Source organism: Corynebacterium sp. HMSC11D10, from assembly GCF_001806995.1.
Taxonomy (GTDB): domain Bacteria; phylum Actinomycetota; class Actinomycetes; order Mycobacteriales; family Mycobacteriaceae; genus Corynebacterium; species Corynebacterium coyleae.
Genome location: NZ_KV787070.1, coordinates 1 through 17603 on the forward strand (window position 1 = coordinate 1; position 17603 = coordinate 17603).

14 protein-coding genes and 1 pseudogene are annotated in these 17603 nt (G+C 61.1%); 6 read left to right on the forward strand and 9 right to left on the reverse strand.

Features of this window, described 5'->3' with window-relative positions:
* Window positions 1–20: 20 nt before the first annotated feature.
* The 3 genes and pseudogenes from HMPREF3120_RS12525 to HMPREF3120_RS09035 form a co-directional block, all read right to left on the reverse strand.
* A pseudogene (locus HMPREF3120_RS12525) lies at window positions 21–98 on the reverse strand (IS3 family transposase); the annotation flags it as partial.
* Between the two features lie 299 nt (window positions 99–397).
* Window positions 398–1402, reverse strand: coding sequence for a DUF3644 domain-containing protein (locus tag HMPREF3120_RS09030; protein WP_141739417.1), 1005 nt, complete (start codon window positions 1400–1402; stop codon window positions 398–400).
* A 1055-nt stretch (window positions 1403–2457) separates the two neighbouring features.
* A complete protein-coding gene (locus tag HMPREF3120_RS09035) occupies window positions 2458–3810 on the reverse strand; it encodes a sodium/glutamate symporter (protein ID WP_070452514.1) in 1353 nt (450 codons plus the stop codon).
* 69 nt (window positions 3811–3879) lie between these two features.
* Between HMPREF3120_RS09035 and HMPREF3120_RS09040 the strand changes: the two genes are divergently transcribed.
* On the forward strand, window positions 3880–4947 hold the full coding sequence (locus HMPREF3120_RS09040; RefSeq protein ID WP_070452517.1) for a ferredoxin reductase domain-containing protein: 1068 nt from the start codon (window positions 3880–3882) through the stop codon (window positions 4945–4947).
* On the opposite strand, the gene HMPREF3120_RS09045 is transcribed toward HMPREF3120_RS09040, so the two are convergent.
* Window positions 4934–5764, reverse strand: a complete 831-nt coding sequence (locus HMPREF3120_RS09045; protein ID WP_070452520.1) for a carbon-nitrogen hydrolase family protein — start codon at window positions 5762–5764, stop codon at window positions 4934–4936. The two genes, HMPREF3120_RS09040 and HMPREF3120_RS09045, sit on opposite strands and share 14 nt — an antisense overlap.
* Before the next feature lie 91 nt (window positions 5765–5855).
* Between HMPREF3120_RS09045 and HMPREF3120_RS09050 the strand changes: the two genes are divergently transcribed.
* From HMPREF3120_RS09050 to HMPREF3120_RS09060, 3 genes are read left to right on the forward strand one after another with little or no spacing between them, the layout of a single operon-like run.
* On the forward strand, window positions 5856–6104 hold the full coding sequence (locus tag HMPREF3120_RS09050) for a hypothetical protein (RefSeq protein ID WP_070452523.1): 249 nt from the start codon (window positions 5856–5858) through the stop codon (window positions 6102–6104).
* Window positions 6101–7252, forward strand: coding sequence for an alpha/beta hydrolase (locus HMPREF3120_RS09055; RefSeq protein ID WP_070452526.1), 1152 nt, complete (start codon window positions 6101–6103; stop codon window positions 7250–7252). Before HMPREF3120_RS09050 ends, HMPREF3120_RS09055 begins: the two co-directional genes overlap by 4 nt.
* 58 nt (window positions 7253–7310) lie before the next feature.
* A complete protein-coding gene (locus HMPREF3120_RS09060) occupies window positions 7311–9077 on the forward strand; it encodes a pyruvate dehydrogenase (protein WP_070452529.1) in 1767 nt (588 codons plus the stop codon).
* Window positions 9078–9162: 85 nt separating this feature from the next.
* Here the strand turns inward: HMPREF3120_RS09060 and HMPREF3120_RS09065 are convergent, their stop codons facing one another.
* From HMPREF3120_RS09065 to HMPREF3120_RS09085, 5 genes are all read right to left on the reverse strand, one after another.
* Complete coding sequence (locus tag HMPREF3120_RS09065; protein WP_070452532.1) at window positions 9163–9585, reverse strand: heat shock protein transcriptional repressor HspR; 423 nt, start codon at window positions 9583–9585, stop codon at window positions 9163–9165.
* A gap of 21 nt (window positions 9586–9606) precedes the next feature.
* Window positions 9607–10791, reverse strand: coding sequence for a molecular chaperone DnaJ (dnaJ, locus tag HMPREF3120_RS09070; protein WP_070452535.1), 1185 nt, complete (start codon window positions 10789–10791; stop codon window positions 9607–9609).
* Between the two features lie 144 nt (window positions 10792–10935).
* Entirely contained in the window at window positions 10936–11616 is a 681-nt protein-coding gene (gene grpE / locus HMPREF3120_RS09075; protein WP_070452538.1) for a nucleotide exchange factor GrpE, read from the reverse strand.
* A gap of 33 nt (window positions 11617–11649) precedes the next feature.
* Window positions 11650–13482, reverse strand: a complete 1833-nt coding sequence (gene dnaK / locus HMPREF3120_RS09080) for a molecular chaperone DnaK (RefSeq protein ID WP_070452541.1) — start codon at window positions 13480–13482, stop codon at window positions 11650–11652.
* Between the two features lie 255 nt (window positions 13483–13737).
* On the reverse strand, window positions 13738–15258 hold the full coding sequence (locus tag HMPREF3120_RS09085) for an acetaldehyde dehydrogenase ExaC (RefSeq protein ID WP_070452545.1): 1521 nt from the start codon (window positions 15256–15258) through the stop codon (window positions 13738–13740).
* 154 nt (window positions 15259–15412) lie between these two features.
* Between HMPREF3120_RS09085 and HMPREF3120_RS09090 the strand changes: the two genes are divergently transcribed.
* Both HMPREF3120_RS09090 and HMPREF3120_RS09095 read left to right on the forward strand, forming a co-directional pair.
* Window positions 15413–16813, forward strand: a complete 1401-nt coding sequence (locus tag HMPREF3120_RS09090; protein ID WP_101741022.1) for an AI-2E family transporter — start codon at window positions 15413–15415, stop codon at window positions 16811–16813.
* A 45-nt stretch (window positions 16814–16858) separates the two neighbouring features.
* The gene (locus tag HMPREF3120_RS09095; RefSeq protein ID WP_070423283.1) at window positions 16859–17383 is read left to right on the forward strand and encodes a type 1 glutamine amidotransferase domain-containing protein; all 525 of its coding nucleotides are present in this window, start codon (window positions 16859–16861) and stop codon (window positions 17381–17383) included.
* The last annotated feature ends 220 nt before the right edge of the window (window positions 17384–17603 follow it).

Here is a 17603-nt window from a genome sequence, read left to right on the forward strand (position 1 = left end):
GCCGAACTGGACCACCTACATCAGATCAGACACACCTTGAGTCGTTGTTGGATGCGTTCGGTGTTGTACCACCCGATGCACTCATCGATCGCCTGGTTGAACTCAGCGCCGTCTGCAGATCCCTGTTAATGCCCGGGTTCGCTATGCCCTAGACGATCAGAGGCAGGGAGGCCAGCTCCCCTGAAAGGCTGAAGGGCTTTGGAGAAACGTTTTTCAACGTTTTTACCTCATGGTTTTTGCCCAACCCTGCTCCCCGATAGGCAAATAGGTGTTGTGCAAGACAACATGTGCAATTAGCATTATGACTACAGCGCCAACCCGAGAAGGATAAAGCTGGGTTCCCGAATGGGAGTAAGGCTTCGGCCTGAGAATTCCTTTGCTCCGAGGGTTGGCGTTTTTATTTTCCTGCTTTTCTCTTAAGTGCGTCGAGGCAGCCTTCTGGATCCTTCTGCAGATAACCAACTACTAGCTCGACGGCCTGCTGAGAATATGTCCACATTGTCGCATTCTCACCAGCCGTACTGCGGTCGTAGGCGTACCGTTCGTCGTCCCGGAGTTGAAAAACTTTGATGAAAAGATCGAAGTCATACTTGTTAAATCTGCGTTTTTCTCCACGGTGATAGATGGTTGTCTTCGACTTTGCGAGGCGCTTGAGCACCTCGTTAACCGCCAATTTTTTGGTGTATGGATAGTAACTAGCTGCATCGCGGACATCCTTGACAATGGCAATGCCCGCATCAGCATCGCTATCGATGTAGACATTGAGATCAGCATCCTTCGACTTCTTGACGATGCGGAGGTTCGTCTCATAAATCGCAGCAGCGGCTCCCCCTTCACCTGTACCAGCCGCGTCTGCTGCAAACTGTCTCATTTTTAGGAGCTTCTCCGCGACGTGTGGTTCATATTTTGCCCGGATTACGTCGGGATCAATAGCACCACGACGCACAGCAAGCGTGAGGTGATTTTCCGGAATTAATTCACTTACAGACTCGCCATGCAGCTCGAGCAGTTTGTCTGCATAGTTCATCACTGACTTCTGCAGGAATGGACCGATAAAGATCTCGTACTCGTCAGTAATGAAATGCGTATTGATGTTACGGAAACGGATGATCTCAGCCATGTTCACCCGTAATGGATCTTTGTCGTTCGTAAAAATTTTCTTCAGGCAATCCGCAAGCGCGATTGTCTTCCCCGGCTCATCGGGGTAGTAGATAGCCTCGACTCCTCGTTCTTTGACTAAGTACGCCTTGAGCATGAGCTCCCAAGCATTACAAAGAAATATCGAGCAGGACTCAGCGTGATATTTCAGAGTCGGACGGTTGTAAAGCTCCAACGCAAGAATGAAGGCTTCTTTACTCTTCTCCAAAAGGCGCTGGACGATCTCTTCATACCCCATTTCCATAACGACTCAGTCTAACGATCAACGCGACGCCCTTAGTGCTGGTCGTCTAGTTGCGCGGCAGTGCGTGCTAGACGATCAGCTTTCGTCGAAAATGTTTCCCCAGGTGATGATGGAAACGATGGTCGATAAAAGAAAGATCGTCTAGTTGCACAAAAACGCAGCTAGACGATCAGGGGCGCGTTTGCCTCACGGTTGTTACGGGTTAAGCGACAAAAAGAAAGCCGCTGGGCGCGACTGCACCTAGCGGACATTCTCTTAATTACCGGATTTTAACCCGTCTTGTGAGAACCAACTGTATATATAGTTTTGTGCAGAAGCAAACTACATATTCGATTACGCGTGCTCTTTCTGACCCTCGCTTCAAAACTTACATACAGGCAGCCGGGGGCTCAGAAAAACAAGCACTTCTGCTCTACCTTTGGAATATCGAGATGGCGGGAGCTGTCGCTGCGACCACAGGTATGGTCGAAGTACAACTCAGAAACAGCATCAATTCACGCCTTCAAACTTGGAATGCATCCCAACCGGTTAATGATCCAAACCGTACTTGTGCGTACACAAGGGACTGGCTAAAGGATCCTGCACCTCGACTTCGCCAGATTATTTCGCCACCACGCAAAAGGCCACTTTGGCAAAAAGCGGAACCAGCCCTACGAGACGAACTTGGCAATTGTGCAAAGCCGAATCCTTCTCATGACGACCTTGTCGCGGCTTTGCCTTTCGGTTCATGGCTTTTCATCTTGCCTCAACCCCAGGTTTCTTCTCCTCAAAATCCCCGGATGCGGATTTGGGACGAGACTCTCAAGCATGCATTTACTGCTCGGAACGCTTCCGAATTCCAGAGCGCTAATCCCGCTGTCATTTACCAGTGGGCAAATGCAGTACGGCACGCACGAAATCGTGCAAGCCATCTAGAACCGCTGCTTGACCCTGGGCAATTGATCCGTGTTCATCGAATATCCGCACGCCTTATGCATTCAATGAACCCCGCTGCCGCATCCTGGCTAGCGGGGCAGCAATACATCCATTCAGTGCTTAAAAGGAAACCCGTGTAGCTACTCCCTTGCCGGGGAGGCGCTGCGGTCGTCGTTACGCACGGGCACCCACTTGAGCACGTAGGCGAGCACGACCACGCCCACGGCGACGGCGAAGGACACCCAGCCGAAACCGGTGGTGAAGCCAGCGATGACGGCGATCGGTGCGAGGATGGTCATGCCGATCTCGAAGGGGGCGAAGCCGACGTAGGCCACGCCGTACTCGTTGAGGGTGCCGGACTTGAGTTTCGGGTCGACCATCTTGAGCAGCGCGATGCCGGTGGCCACGGCGGCGGTGGCCCAGCCCCAGCCGAACAGGCCACGCTCGAGCCAGTTTTCGCCAAAGAAGGTCGGGCCGGCCCACAGCATCCAGACCACGCAGAACACGGTACCCAGGACGAACATGACAACCAGTGCCTGCCAGTAGCCGGCGAGTGCGGCGGGGACGATAGACGCGATGCCGAAGGCGATCATGTAGTCGGTGGCAGCGCCGGAGATGGAGTTGATGGTGGAGCCGTCGAGGTAGTTCGGGCGCCCGGCGAGTCGCAAGGCAAGACGGCCGACCAGACCGACCACGAACGACATGGCGAACAGCGGGATGGACACGTTTGGCCACTGCCCCTTGATCAGCGTGTTCAGCAGGTACGCGATGAGCACGGTGAACACGATGAAGCCGGCGTGCAGTGCGAGCGGTTCGATGGACGACGGGTTGGTGGTGGCTTTGCCGATGGAGGGGCGTTCTTCCTCGTTGCGGATGTAGCCGGTGCGCAGGTCGTCGGGAAGATCGCCCGCGAGCTGGGATGCCTTGCCTTTGCGGATGCCCCAGTTGGCCATGATCACGCCGCCGACAATCGCCACGAGGGTGCCCACGGTGGCGGAGGTGAAGCCGAGAGAGGATGCGCCTTCAACGCCGATCTCCTCAAGCGCGGAGCCGACGGCCGCTGCGGTGCCGAAGCCGCCGACGAAGCCGACGGGCAGCATCATGCCGAACCACGGCTCGGTGCCGAATACGGGTGCGAAGAGGTAGATGCCAAGCAGGATGAATAGGCCCCATTGCCCCATGAACATTGCGGTGGAATAGCCCCACATGTTGCGCGCACCGGTGGCCACGGACCCGCCGAATTGCATCGAGTACGCCATCGACGCGAACACCACCGCGATGAGCAGCGTGGTGTACGTGCCCACCTGGTCGGACCAGTTAATCAGGCCGAGGACTTCCGGCCCGAGGATGAGCCCGATAAGGCCCGCGGTGATCGGTGCAGGCAGCAGCAATGCTTGCAGTACGCGCAGTCGGTTGCGCAGGACGTTGCCGACGATGAGGAGGAGGGAGATCCATCCGATGTCGGTAAGCAGCGTGTATGGGGTGAATTCCATCGCAGCACCTTCCTTTATCCACTTATCGCATATAAAACAGTCTGTACTCTAACCCAGTACGCTGTTTTCATGACTTTTCCGGAGTCCGTTGAGTTGTTGCGCACCCACGGATCGCGCGTGAGTGAGGTGTGGCGCGCGAAGTTCGTGGAGGCGTATCCACATGCGTCGATGATGCTTGCTCCTGGTGAGCGCATGCCGCAGATGCTTATCGACGCCACCACGTTCCTCCTCAGCCACTCCCCCACCGAAACCACCGACCGTCTGCGCGCGATCGCGCTGGACCTGCGCCGCACCGGCTTCCCCGCCGAGGAGTACCCCAACGCGATGCAGTTGCTTGGCGACGCCATCCGCACCGTCGCCGGAGAAACCGGCGCCGAGGTCGGCACCGGTGCTGGCGGTGCCGACACCGAGGACCCCACCTCGGCGCTCGTGGCAGCGGGCGAGGTCATGCGCAAGGCAGCATCCCAAGCCGACTACGCGGGCGTGCCGGCGGCCTCAGCGGCGCAGGTCACCAGCGTGGAGGAGCGCGACGGGGTGCAGATCGTGCGCCTCGAGGCAGGCACGCGCATCATCTACGCCCCCGGTGAAACGCTGCCCGTAATGTCGCCGGAGGCCCCCGGCATGTGGACCGGACTGATCCCGGCGCTGCCATCGAATCCGTTCGGACAAATGGAGTTTCACATCAGCACCGGCACCGATCTTGCGGTTGCGCCCGGCGCGTGGTTGACATTGGGTGTGGCGCGCGGGGGTCTGCAGGGGTTCGTCGATAAGCAAGTGCTCTTGGTGGCCGCGGGGACGGGGTTGGCTGCGGCGAAGGCGCTGGTTTTTCACTGGTTGGAATGCGAGGAGCGCCTCGATGTGCACGTGGTTTCGGATGTGACGTACGACCGCGCGGCGCTGGACGCGTTGGCTGGCGCGCAGGACTGGCTGGACGTGAGTTGGGTGGTGGAGTCGCGGCTGGGTGCGTCGCTGGAGCAGGTGGTGTCGGGGCCGGGAATGTGGTGGGGCCGCGACGTGATCGTGTGTGCGGACGAGGTGCGCGCGGCCGCGATCACGGCAGCGCTTCAGGAGGCCGGGGCCGAGGGCGTGCAGGTCATCGCCCACGACGCGACGCCGGAGTGGTTTAGCGCATCGTAGTATCCGCGCGGATCTGGCCGAGCGGGAGGCGTTTGCGCTGCTTGACGGTCTCTTCGGGGTCGATGTCTACGACCAGGGTTTCGGGCCCGTAGCCGGCTTCGGCGATGCGCGTGCCGGAAGGGTCGACCACGGTTGAGTGGCCCGCGCCGGTGGGACCGGACGGCTCGCCCGCTTTGGTTTCAAAATCCGGGCGCGACTGGCCGGCAGCCGCGATGAACACCCCGGCGTCGAGGGCGCGCGCGGCGGTCAGGATGCGCCACTGCTCCACCTTGCCGGGCCCGTCGGCCCAGCTTGTGGGTACGACAATGACTTGGGCGCCGCGGTCCACAAGGGCCTGGAACTGCTCGGGGAAGCGAATGTCGAAGCAGGTGGCCACGCCCACCGTCACGCCCTCGTGTTCGAAGGTGACCAGGCGTTCGCCGGGGCGCACGGTGTCGGACTCGCGGTAGTTGAACGCGTCGTACGTGTGGATCTTGTCGTAGCCCTCATGCAGGCCATTTCCCGTGATCAGGGCGGTGTTGTAGACGCGGTTGATAGTTTTCTCACCGCGCTGAACGGTATCGGCGGGCCGGAACATGCCAGCCACGATGGTCACGCCGAGCTCGCCTGCCAGGTCGCGCATGTTGGTGGCAAACGCGCCGTCGAGGTCATCCGCCTGCGTATCCAGTCGGCCCTGCTCAAAGGCCTGACTGGCACCCTCCGGCAGCACGATCAGGCTCGCGCCTTGGGCGGCGGCGTCGCGCACCAGCGGAGCAAGGTGGGCAAAGTTGTCCATTGTGTCACTGCCTGTGACCGTTTGCACCAACGCGATCTTCATGTGGATAACTTTAGGTGGATTTCGGGGCAGTTATCCACAGATTTTTCTTCGCCCCTTGTGGTTGTGTGCTGGTGCGCAGAGGATTCGGCCCATGACTCTTGAAATCTCAACACGCACAGCACCCGTCGCCCGCGGCCTCACCCGAACGTTCACACCGTTACCGTTTGCGCAGGTGGGGGTGTCGCGGACGGCGGAAGCGTTGTCGTCGATACGCAACAGCACGCACATGCTTATCGACGACACCACCGCCCACCTCAACACCCACCTCAATTCCATCGCGCGCTTTGCCCGCGCGGTGGAGGGCGTGGACGCCGACCTGGAAGCGAGGCTTGCGCCATGAGTGTTGCCACGTACCGCCCGGCGCTGGACGCGGCGGAACTCTCGGCGGCAGCGGCCGCGTTGCGCCTTGCTGCTGATGCCGCCCGGGAGCGCGCCGCCCATGTTCCAACCTCACGCGAGGCGTTGGTGTCCACGGGCTTTCGGGGCGTGGCGGCGGATGCGGCATACGCGCGGTTAGATGCGTTCGGGTCTGTGTTTGCGCGCGGTGCCGACGACTTGGCCACGGCTGCTGCGCTTGTCTCCACGGCGGCGGGGCTGCAACGGCAGTTGGACGAGGCCGCCATGTTTGCCACCCTCTACCTGCACTCGCGCACCGTGCTGTGGCTCAATGCGATGTCGATGGCGCTGGACCTGGAACTCGCACGGTCCTTGTTGCGCCTTGGCGGGCACGAGCAGGACTACGACCCGCTGTTCGCCCACCCGGATGAGTCGTTTCAGGACCTGCACGCGCGTCATGTGCCGACCTTGCCCGCCGCGACTCGTGCCGCCGTGGAGGCTGCGGACGGGACCGTTCTCGAGGCCGGACCTGCTTCGACCACTGTTGTCGTCGGTGACGTTGTGGAACCGGCGCGGGTGATCACCATGGTGGCCGGCGCGACCACGGGCGCGCCCGCGAAGTTGGAGGGTGAGTTGGCAAAGGCGTCGCGGTTGGCGCAGCAGACCGGTGCTGCGGTGGTGGTGTGGCAGGGTTATGCACCGCCACGCTCGGTGCCGCGGGCGGTCTCTCCCCTGCGTGCTTCGGCCGGTGCGGATGATCTGGCGATGTTTCAGGCGGCGCTTGAGGAGCGCTTCCCGGACGCACAGAAGACCGTCGTCTCCCACAGTTACGGCACGCTGCTGGCCACCACGGCGGCGCGCGACCATGGACTTATAGCGGATGACTTATGGGTCCTCGGCAGCGCCGGCGTCGCAGGCCAGCACGTTTCCGAGCTCACACTTGCGGATGAGTACGCCACCGTTCACGTCGTCGATTCACCCCAGGACCCCATCCTGTTGCTGCGCTCTGGGCCGTCGGCGGTGCTCGGCGCGTCGCCGTCGTATGTAGGGTGGGGCGCACAGCGCGTGGAGGGCGTGCGCGGCGGGCACTCCGACTACTTCACAGACCCGGCCTTTGTGTCTGCTTTGCAACAGCGCGCAAGCACAACTTAAGAAATGGCGTTACCATGGCGAACGTTTAAAGAAACTACCTTTAGGAGTCTGATAAACCATGGCAAACTTTGCAGAGCAAGTCGTCGAGCGCCTCGAGGCCCTCGGCATTAAACGCATTTACGGTCTGGTGGGCGACTCGCTCAACCCGCTTTCTGACGCCGTGCGCGAAAGCGACATCGAGTGGGTCCACGTCCGCAACGAGGAAGCCGCAGCGTTTGCTGCCGGTGCAGACTCGCTAGCCACCGACGAACTCGCCGTCTGCGGCGCGTCCTGCGGCCCGGGCAACACTCACTTCGTCCAGGGCCTGTTCGAGTCCCACCGCAACGGCGCGAAGGTACTCGCCATTGCATCGCATATCCCGACGGCCGAGATCGGTTCCTCCTTCTTCCAGGAGACCCACCCGGAGATGCTGTTCCAGGAGTGCTCCTCCTACTGCGAGGTCGTCCACACCGCCGACCAGGGCATGCGCGTGCTGCACAACGCCCTGCAGAACACACTCGCCGGCAACGGTGTGTCCGTGATGGTCGTGCCTGGCGACGTGTTCGCCGCCGACGTTGCCGACGGTCCTCACACCGCCGACTCCGTCTACGCCACCGGCAAGGACAAGCGCGTCTACCCGGACCCCTCCGAGGCCGCACGGCTTGTCGAGGCCATCAACAACGCCGACAAGGTCACCCTGTTCTGCGGCTACGGTGCACGCGACGCCCGCGACGAAGTCTTCGCTTTGGCCGAGAAGATCAAATCCCCGATCGGCCACTCCTTCCGCGGCAAGATGTACTTCGAGTACGACAACCCTTACGACGTCGGCATGTCCGGCCTCCTTGGCTACGGCGCATGCCTCGACGCCATGGAAGAGTCCGACCTGTTCATCATGGTCGGCACCGACTTCCCCTACACCGACTGGCTGCCCGAGGAAAACGTCGCCCAGATCGACATCAACGGCACCCACATCGGCCGCCGCACCAAGGTCGACTACCCCGTCGTCGGCGACGTCAAGAGCGTCATCGAAAACATCCTCCCCCACGTCGAGGAGAAGAAGGACCGCAAGTTCCTGGACAAGATGCTCAAGCGCCACTACCAGCTGCTGGACCACGTGGTGAAGAGCTACACCGAGGAAGCCTTCGAGTCGAAGAAGCCGATCCACCCCGAGCTCGCTGCCTCCGTGCTGGACAAACTTGCCGACGACGACGCCTACTTCACCGTCGACACCGGCATGTGCAACGTGTGGTCCTCGCGCTACCTCACCCCGAACGGTAAGCGCGACGAAGGCGCATCCTTCCTCCACGGCACCATGGCTAATGCTCTGCCGATGGCCATCGGCGTCCAGGCAGCACAGCCGGACCGTCAGGTCATCTCCTGGTCCGGCGACGGCGGCCTGGGCATGCTCATGGGCGAACTGCTCACCATCAAACTGCACCAGCTGCCGGTGAAGGTGATCTGCTTCAACAACTCCTCGCTCGGCATGGTCAAACTCGAGATGATGGTCGCCGGGATGCCCTACTTCGGCACCGACCACGAACAGGTCAACTTCGCCGAGATCGCCAAGGGTGTCGGCATCAAGTCCTTCCGCATCGAGGAGCCCGAGGACCTCGAACCGATGCTCAAGGAAGCACTTGCTTACGACGGCCCCGTGGTCGTCGACATCGTCACCGACCCCGAGGCTCTCTCCCTGCCGCCGGGAATCACCTGGGACATGATGAAGGGCTTTGCCAAGTCCGGCGCCCGCACCGCCTTCCTTGAAGGTGGCGTCGGCCGACTGTTCAACCTGGCCAAGTCCAACCTCCGCCACATCGGTGGTGCCGCCGCCATCGAGTTCGGCGGGTAGGTTGCGGTAGTTCGAATGCGCGATAAAGCCCGCGCTGCCCCTGTGATGGGTAGCGCGGGCTTTTCTTGTCTGTCGTTGCCGCCGACTAGGCGTCGGGGGTGAGGTTGCGGCGACGGCGTCGTCGTGAAGCAGCTGGCTCCCATGCCACGATCGCGGTGGAACGTGGCACGTGCACCAACTCGCCGCCACGACGGGAACCGTTGCGCAACTTCTGACGCAACTCCTCGTTGTGGCCACGCTGGGCATCCAACTCGTCCTGCAGTTCCTCGATCTGCGCGGAGAGCTCAATGATCGTCTTGATGCCCGCCAGGTTCACGCCTTCCTCTTGGGAGAGGTACTGAATGCGGCGCAGCATCGAGATGTCACGGCTGGAGTAGCGCCGGCCGCCTCCCTTGGTGCGCTTCGGCGTGACCAGGCCGAGCCTGTCGTAGGTGCGCAGGGTCTGGGCGTGCATACCGGTGAGCTCGGCGGCGACAGAGATGACGAAGTATTCCTTCTCTTCTGCCATGGTTACACCTCCTTTCGCCGTCTAGCGCTCGGACCAGCCGGCGCGCGGGTCGAAACCAGAATCCTTCTCGGCCTGGGCGTACGCGCGCAGTGCACTGGTTGCGGACGGGTCAAGATCCTTCGGCACCTTCACCTCAACCGTGACCAACAGGTCGCCGGCGTTGCCGGACCGCTTCGGGATACCACGGCCACGCACGCGCAAGGTGCGGCCGTTCGGGGTACCAGCGGGGACCTTGACCTTCACCGGGTTGTCCAGGGTCGGCACCGTGATAGTGGAACCGAGGGCGACCTCTGCAAACGAGACGGGGACCGTGACTTCGAGGTCGTCGCCGGAGCGGGTAAAGGTGTCGTCGCTACGCACATGCACAGTGACAAACAGGTCGCCTGCGGGAGTGCCGTTGGGACCTGCCTCGCCTTGACCGGCGAGGCGCACCTTCTGACCATCGATGACGCCTGCGGGGATGCGGACCGTGATCGAACGGGTACGTCGGACGGTGCCGGTGCCGTTGCATGTGGTGCACGGATCCTCGATGACTTCACCGGTGCCGTGGCAGTTCGTGCAGGGACGAGCCATGCCGAACGCGCCGGAGTTCTCCCGGATGTAACCGGAGCCAGAGCAGACCTCACACGTGTGCGTCTTGCCGGACTTCGAACCGGAACCGTGGCAGGTGGTGCACGGTGCGTCGCCGGTGAGCTCGACAGGGAACGTCGTGCCCTTGGCGGCTTCGCGGAAGTCGAGGGTTATTTCCGTTTCGACGTCGGCCCCCCGCGACGGCCGAGCGTTCCTGCCAGCACCGCCGCGGCCGCCAAAGAAGCCACCGAAGATATCACCAAGGCCGCTGTCTCCAGCTTGTCCACCAGCGGCTGATCCGAAGATGTCCGAGAGGTCGAATTCCGTCTCCGTGCCGCGAAACCCGCCCGGAAAACCGGACGCTCCTCCCCGCCCGAACCGGCCAAAGCCGCCCGAGCCGATCATGGACTTCAACTGGTCGTATTCTTTGCGCTTCTGCTCGTCGCCGACCACGTCGTACGCTTCCGCGACCCGCTTGAACTTCTCCTCAGCCTTCTTGTTGCCGGGGTTCGAATCCGGGTGGTTTTCGCGTGCGAGCTTGCGGTACGCCTTCTTAATATCGGCCTGGCTTGCCGTCGACGACACACCTAAGTCGCCGTAATAATCCTTGTCGGCCCATTCCTGTTGCATAGCCATCTCGCACCCTCCTTTCGCTGTATATCGGTGTGGAGTTGTTGTCTTCTAAATTTCGTTCACTAAATAATCTAAGTAAAAAGGCCGGGGATCAGGCCGCTTCTTGTTTGCGTGTACCCATTCCCCGGCCCTGCCACCAAGTTGTTGCTACTCGGTGGTGTCGGCACTTTCGGCCGGATCGGCGATGATCACCATGGCGTTTCGCACCAGGCGATCACCCACCGTGTAGCCCTTGCGCAGCACCGTTCCCAGCACCTTTTCATCGCCCTGGGACAGATCCTGCACGGCCTCGTGGACCTCCGGGTTGAACTCGTCACCCTCAGCACCGAACTCCTTCACACCCTGGCCGGCGACGATGGAACGGAACTTATCCGCGAAGGCCTTCAGCGGGCCTTCTTCCAGGTCGCCGTGCTGCTGGGCGAGATCGAGATCGTCGAGAAGCGGCAGCAGCTCGGTGGCAAACTTTGCCTTTGCGGTGGTGGCAATCTCGCCACGCTCACGCTCCGTGCGCCGGCGGTAGTTGGCGTATTCGGCGCTGACGCGCTGCAGGGACTCGGTGCGCTCTGCGAGCTGCAACTCGATGTCGCTGACCGCGCCGTCACCATCGACGTCCGGGTCTACCTCGCCGTCGGCGATCTGCGCTGCGCCTTCCAAGTCCTTCAACTCAGCTTCCGCGGCAACGAGGGGGTCCTCGTCCGTGGACAGTGCCTCGGACTCAGCCGCCTCGTCGGCCAGGGCTTCCGCCTGATCCGGGGAGACGTACTGTTCGTCCGTCGCCTCCGGATTACCCGGGTTGTCGGGCATCTGCTCGTTGTTCGGGTTCGTCATCAGACGTCGCCTCCTTACACGTACTGGGTTGGATTACTTGTTGTCGGCGTCGGTGTCGTCGTCCTCGACAACCTCGGCGTCCACAACGTTGTCGTCGCCAGCATCAGCCTGGGTAGCACCCTCGTTGGCCTGAGCCTCGTAGAGTGCGGTGCCCATTGCCTGGGACTCGGTGGTCAGCTTCTCCACTGCAGACTTGATGGCATCCAGGTCCTCGCCCTTGAGTGCCTCGTCCACAGCATCGGCAGCCTCGGTGACGCGGGTCTTGATGTCCTCGGAGAGCTTCTCGCCGTTCTCGTCCATGAACTTGCGGGTCTGGTACGCCATGGTCTCCGCGTTGTTGCGGGTCTCCTGCTCCTCGCGACGCTTCTTGTCCTCGTCAGCGTGAGCCTCGGCGTCCTTGATCATGCGATCGATCTCTTCATCAGACAGACCAGAGCCGTCCTGGATCTTGATCGTGTTCTCCTTGCCGGTGGCCTTATCCTTCGCGGACACGGACACGATGCCGTTGGCGTCGATGTCGAAAGTGACCTCGATCTGCGGAACACCACGCGGTGCCGGAGCGATACCTGCCAGTTCGAAGGAGCCGAGCAGCTTGTTCGCGGAAGCGATCTCGCGCTCACCCTGGAAGACCTGGATCTGCACGGACGGCTGGTTGTCCTCAGCCGTGGTGAAGGTCTCCGAACGCTTCGTCGGGATGGTGGTGTTGCGCTCGATGAGCTTGGTCATCACGCCACCCTTGGTTTCAATACCGAGGGACAGCGGAGTGACGTCGAGCAGCAGCACGTCCTTGACGTCGCCGCGCAGGACACCAGCCTGCAGAGCAGCACCCAGAGCCACAACCTCGTCCGGGTTCACGGACTTGTTCGGCTCCTTGCCAGTGAGCTCCTTGACCAGATCGGACACAGCCGGCATACGGGTCGAGCCACCAACCAGAACAACGTGGTCAATGTCGCCGACAGACATGCCAGCATCCTTGATCACCTGGTTGAACGGAGTCTTGGTGCGGTCCAGCAGGTCAGAGGTGATCTTCTGGAACTCGGTGCGGGTCAGGGTCTCGTCGAGGAACAGCGGGTTCTTCTCAGAGTCAACCGTGATGTACGGCAGGTTGATAGAAGCCTGCTGTGCAGACGAGAGCTCAATCTTGGCCTTTTCCGCAGCCTCACGCAGACGCTGCATAGCCATCTTGTCCTTGGACAGGTCAACGCCGTTCTGGGACTTGAACTTGTCCACGAGCCACTCGACTACGCGGTTATCCCAGTCGTCGCCGCCGAGCTCGTTGTCACCAGCGGTAGCCAGTACCTCAACAACGCCATCGCCGATCTCCAGCAGGGACACGTCGAAGGTACCGCCACCGAGGTCGAAGACCAGGATGGTCTCTTCCTTCTCGGCCTTATCCAGGCCGTAAGCCAGTGCCGCAGCGGTCGGCTCGTTCACGATACGCAGGACGTTCAGGCCTGCGATCTGGCCAGCCTCCTTGGTGGCCTGACGCTGAGCGTCCTCGAAGTAAGCCGGAACGGTAATAACAGCCTCAGTGACCTCATCACCCAGGTAAGCCTCCGCGTCGCGCTTCAGCTTCTGCAGCGTACGAGCGGAAATCTCCTGCGGGGTGTACTTCTTGCCATCGATATCTACGGTCCAGTCCTCGCCCATGTGACGCTTCACGGAGCGGATCGTGCGATCGACGTTGGTCACCGCCTGGTTCTTTGCAGACTGACCAACAAGCACCTCACCGTTCTTCGCAAAAGCTACAACCGACGGGGTGGTGCGGGAACCCTCAGCGTTAGCGATAACTACCGGCTCGCCGCCCTCAAGGACGGAAACAACCGAGTTCGTGGTGCCAAGGTCAATACCAACTGCGCGTGCCATAAAAGTAATTCCTCCTGTTGAAATGTGGTTTATCAGTAAGTTGATGCGCTTCGACTCAACTTGACGGCCACCACTATAACACCGGCGGGCACATCCTTGAGCCTGTTGCACTCAATCTATGTAACGGCACTGTACCCAAAGTTGTTCCCACTCGACGCAACTTTATTTGTTTCCGCAGGTAGAAGCACGCAAAAACACCCTCACCGACCGGGAACATAAGTGGGCGGTGAGGGTGTCGTCGACAAGCAAAAGCCCTTAGAACAGGCCAGTTTCCTTCTCGGAGTAGGACCAGAGGAGGTTCTTGGTCTGCTGGTAGTGGTCGAGCATCATCAGGTGGGTTTCGCGGCCGATGCCGGACTTCTTGTAACCACCGAACGCCGCGTGAGCCGGGTAGGAGTGGTACTGGTTCACCCACACACGACCCGCTTGGATCGCGCGACCCGCCTTGTATGCGGTGGTGCCGGAGCGCGCCCAGACACCGGCGCCGAGACCGTAGATGGTGTCGTTGGCAATGCGGATAGCCTCGTCGAAGTCCTTGAACGTGGTCACGGACATCACCGGGCCGAAGATCTCCTCCTGGAAGATACGCATGTCGTTGGTGCCCTTGAACACGGTCGGCTCGATGTACATGCCGTTTTCCAGGCCCTCAATCTTGTTCACGCCGCCGCCGGTGAGCACCTCAGCGCCTTCCTGGGGCCCAAGCTCGAGGTAGGACTTGATCTTGTCCATCTGCTCGGTGGAGGCCTGCGCACCCATCATCGTTTCGGTGTCCAGCGGGTTGCCGGTCTTGATCTGCTTGACGCGCTGCACGCCCAGCTCAAGGAACTCGTCCGCAATGGACTCATGCACCAGCGCACGGGACGGGCAGGTGCAGACCTCCCCCTGGTTCAGGGCGAACATAGCGAAGCCCTCGATGGCCTTCTTCTTAAAGTCATCATCCTTGGCAAAGATGTCCTCGAAGAACAGTGCCGGGGACTTGCCGCCAAGCTCGAGGGTGACCGGGATGATCTTGTCGGCCGCGGCCTTGTTGATGATCTTGCCCACCTCAGTTGAGCCGGTGAACGCGATCTTGGCAATGCGGTCAGAACCAGACAGTGCCGCGCCGGCCTCGTCGCCCATACCGTTGACAATGTTCAGCACACCCGCCGGAATGAGGTCGCCGATCAGATCCATCAGATACAGGATCGACGCCGGGGTCTGCTCCGCCGGCTTGAGCACGATCGCGTTACCTGCAGCCAGCGCCGGAGCAAGCTTCCAGGCCGCCATGAGCAGCGGGAAGTTCCACGGAATGATCTGGCCAACAACGCCGAGTGGCTCGTGGAAGTGGTAGGCGACGGTGTCGTCGTCAATCTGGCTCAGACGACCTTCCTGTGCACGCAGCGCGCCTGCGTAGTAACGGAAGTGGTCAATCGCCAGCGGAATATCGGCAGCGAGCGTCTCACGCACAGCCTTGCCGTTCTCCCACGTTTCCGCAACGGCGAGCTCCTCAAGGTGCTCCTCCATGCGGTCCGCGATCTTCAGCAGGACGCCGGAACGCTCCTGCGGGGAGGTCTTCCCCCACGCGGGTGCGGCCTTGTGTGCGGCGTCGAGCGCCAGGTTGATGTCGGCTTCCTTACCGCGTGCAACCTCGCAGAACACCTCGCCGGTGACCGGGGTGATGTTCTCGAAGTACTCGCCATCTACCGGCGGAACCCAGTCGCCGCCGATGTAGTTGTCGTAGCGCTTGCGGAACTTGACGTTCGAGCCCTCGGTGCCAGGGTTGGGAAACACAGTCATCGTTGTGGCCTTTCTCGGTCGTGGAATGAATTGTGGGCCACACTACACCCAAATCTCTTTGTGGTCTAGGACAACTCTTCCTTGCGCGCACTTTTCGACGACCCCACGCCCCTTCCCCTTATGCATAACCCCACATCTCTGACACAATGACCACGTGAGTGAACGTAAAAAACCAAAATATGTGGGAGCTCTGGACACGGCTGTAGACCCGATCCAGACACTGCCCACCACGGCCGACGCCGCCCAAGACCTCTCCCGCGAGCCGGTTGACCGCGGCGAGGTCATCGCCTCCGACGGCCGCACCGCCGCCGCGTGGGCACTGCGCTTCATCATCGTTGTCGCAGCCACGGCCATCCTTCTCTACCTGCTCAAATGGGTCTGGATGGGCCTTCTGCCGATTCTTCTAGCACTGATTGTGTCCACCGTCCTGTGGCCACCGGTGCGCTGGATGCGCGACCACAAGGTCCCCGCATCCCTGGCCACGTTCATCACCCTGATCGGCTTCTTCGGCATCATCGGCGGCATCTTCGCCGCCATGGCCCCAACCGTGAAAAGCCAAGGCAGCGAGCTCGTACGTCAGACTGAGCAGGGCCTCAATCAGATCGTCGATTGGCTGAAACAGCGCGACCTGGCATTCCTTGAGCCGGAAAAGATCCAAGAAACCGTCGATCAAGTCACCGCCTTTGCCAAGGGCCAGGCCTCCAACATTGCGTCGGGAGTGTTCTCGGGCCTGGGCGCGATTGCGTCGGTAGGCACCACGCTCGCACTGACCCTGGTGCTCACCTTCTTCTTCCTCAAAGACGGCGACCGCTTCCTGCCATGGGTGCGCAAGTACACCGGCGTGCGCGCTGGTTGGCACCTCACCGAAGTGTGCAGCCGCTCCTGGAACACCCTGTCCGGATTCATCCGCACCCAGGCCATCGTGTCCGGTGTTGACGCCATCTTCATCGGTCTCGGCCTACTGTTCCTCGGCGTGCCACTGTGGCCGGTGCTCGCGGTGATCACGTTCTTCGCCGGCTTCATCCCGATCGTCGGTGCGATTTCTGCAGGCGCTCTGGCGGTGATCATCGCGTTGGTGTCCAACGGGTTCATGAACGCCGTGTTCGTGCTCATCCTCATCATCGCCGTGCAGCAGCTGGAGAGCAACGTTCTCTCGCCGATCCTGCAGTCCCAGGCGATGGGCTTACACGCCGCCGTGGTCCTGCTCGCCGTCGCTGTCGGCGGCACCCTGTTCGGCATCGTCGGCGCGTTCCTCGCGGTTCCGGTTGCCGCTGTCGCCGCCGTGTGGCTGCGTTACTGGGCTGAAATGGTCTCGCTGCGCTCCGGCGAGATCACCGCCGACGAGATAGCCATGGCCACCCAACAAACTCAGACCATGGATTCCAAGGAATCCTTCCTCGCTGTGCGCGACCACATGATGCGCCTTGCCAAACGCGAAAAAGAGCCCGTGAAAGAGGGGCTTGGCTCCACGCGCGTCCCGCTTGACGACGACACCCCGTCCGACATCGACACCAACCCACCCGGACGCCTCCCCGGCGTGAACGACGAAGACTAGGTACGGTGGTGTGCCGCAATTGGTTATCGACGAAAGGAAATACCAATGGCCGATCTGAATAACAAGACCATCGCAATCCTCGCGACCGACGGCTTTGAAGATTCCGAACTGACCTCCCCGAAGGAGGCCGTCGAACAAGCCGGCGCAACCACCAAGGTCGTCTCCACCGAAACCGGTGAGATCGAGGGCAAGAAGGGCGCCAAGGTCGCCGTCGACGTCACCACCGCCGATGCCAAGGCTGCCGACTACGACGCCCTCATCCTCCCGGGCGGCACCCTCAACGCGGATGCCATCCGCGTTGATTCTGACGCCGTCGCCCTGGTCAAGGCGTTCAAGGACGCAGGCAAGCCGATCGGCGTGATCTGCCACGGTGGCTGGATCATGACGGATGCCGACATCTTGAAGGACGTGAAGATCACCTCCGTTGCCAACGTCAAGACCGACCTGGTCAACGCAGGTGCCGAGTGGGTCGACGAGGAAGTTGTCATCGACTCCGGCGTCATCTCGTCGCGCACCCCGGACGATCTGCCGGCCTTCAACGCCGCACTCGTCGAGGAGTTTGCAAAGTAACTTCTGCGAGGTAGCTGCTTTTAGCCCGCTGGCGCGTTTACGCCGGCGGGCTTTCTGCATGTCTGGGAGCTGTTCGGAGCGGATCGTCTAGCTCGCTTCTGATGCTGCTAGACGATTCGCCCCTAAATGAAAACCAGTTGCAACTTCACCTGGGGAAATTCAGCGCGGAATGCTTGATCGTCTAGTCCTGTCATGTCTCGTGACTTATTGGACAAGGAGT

What these genes read in the sequence shown, in the direction of transcription:
- HMPREF3120_RS09030 (WP_141739417.1), bottom strand. Translation starts at nt 1,402, where the DNA reads ATGGAAATGGGGTATGAAGAGATCGTCCAGCGCCTTTTGGAGAAGAGT.
- HMPREF3120_RS09035 (WP_070452514.1), bottom strand. Translation starts at nt 3,810, where the DNA reads ATGGAATTCACCCCATACACGCTGCTTACCGACATCGGATGGATCTCC.
- HMPREF3120_RS09040 (WP_070452517.1), top strand. Translation starts at nt 3,880, where the DNA reads ATGACTTTTCCGGAGTCCGTTGAGTTGTTGCGCACCCACGGATCGCGC.
- HMPREF3120_RS09045 (WP_070452520.1), bottom strand. Translation starts at nt 5,764, where the DNA reads ATGAAGATCGCGTTGGTGCAAACGGTCACAGGCAGTGACACAATGGAC.
- HMPREF3120_RS09050 (WP_070452523.1), top strand. Translation starts at nt 5,856, where the DNA reads ATGACTCTTGAAATCTCAACACGCACAGCACCCGTCGCCCGCGGCCTC.
- HMPREF3120_RS09055 (WP_070452526.1), top strand. Translation starts at nt 6,101, where the DNA reads ATGAGTGTTGCCACGTACCGCCCGGCGCTGGACGCGGCGGAACTCTCG.
- HMPREF3120_RS09060 (WP_070452529.1), top strand. Translation starts at nt 7,311, where the DNA reads ATGGCAAACTTTGCAGAGCAAGTCGTCGAGCGCCTCGAGGCCCTCGGC.
- HMPREF3120_RS09065 (WP_070452532.1), bottom strand. Translation starts at nt 9,585, where the DNA reads ATGGCAGAAGAGAAGGAATACTTCGTCATCTCTGTCGCCGCCGAGCTC.
- dnaJ (WP_070452535.1), bottom strand. Translation starts at nt 10,791, where the DNA reads ATGGCTATGCAACAGGAATGGGCCGACAAGGATTATTACGGCGACTTA.
- grpE (WP_070452538.1), bottom strand. Translation starts at nt 11,616, where the DNA reads ATGACGAACCCGAACAACGAGCAGATGCCCGACAACCCGGGTAATCCG.
- dnaK (WP_070452541.1), bottom strand. Translation starts at nt 13,482, where the DNA reads ATGGCACGCGCAGTTGGTATTGACCTTGGCACCACGAACTCGGTTGTT.
- HMPREF3120_RS09085 (WP_070452545.1), bottom strand. Translation starts at nt 15,258, where the DNA reads ATGACTGTGTTTCCCAACCCTGGCACCGAGGGCTCGAACGTCAAGTTC.
- HMPREF3120_RS09095 (WP_070423283.1), top strand. Translation starts at nt 16,859, where the DNA reads ATGGCCGATCTGAATAACAAGACCATCGCAATCCTCGCGACCGACGGC.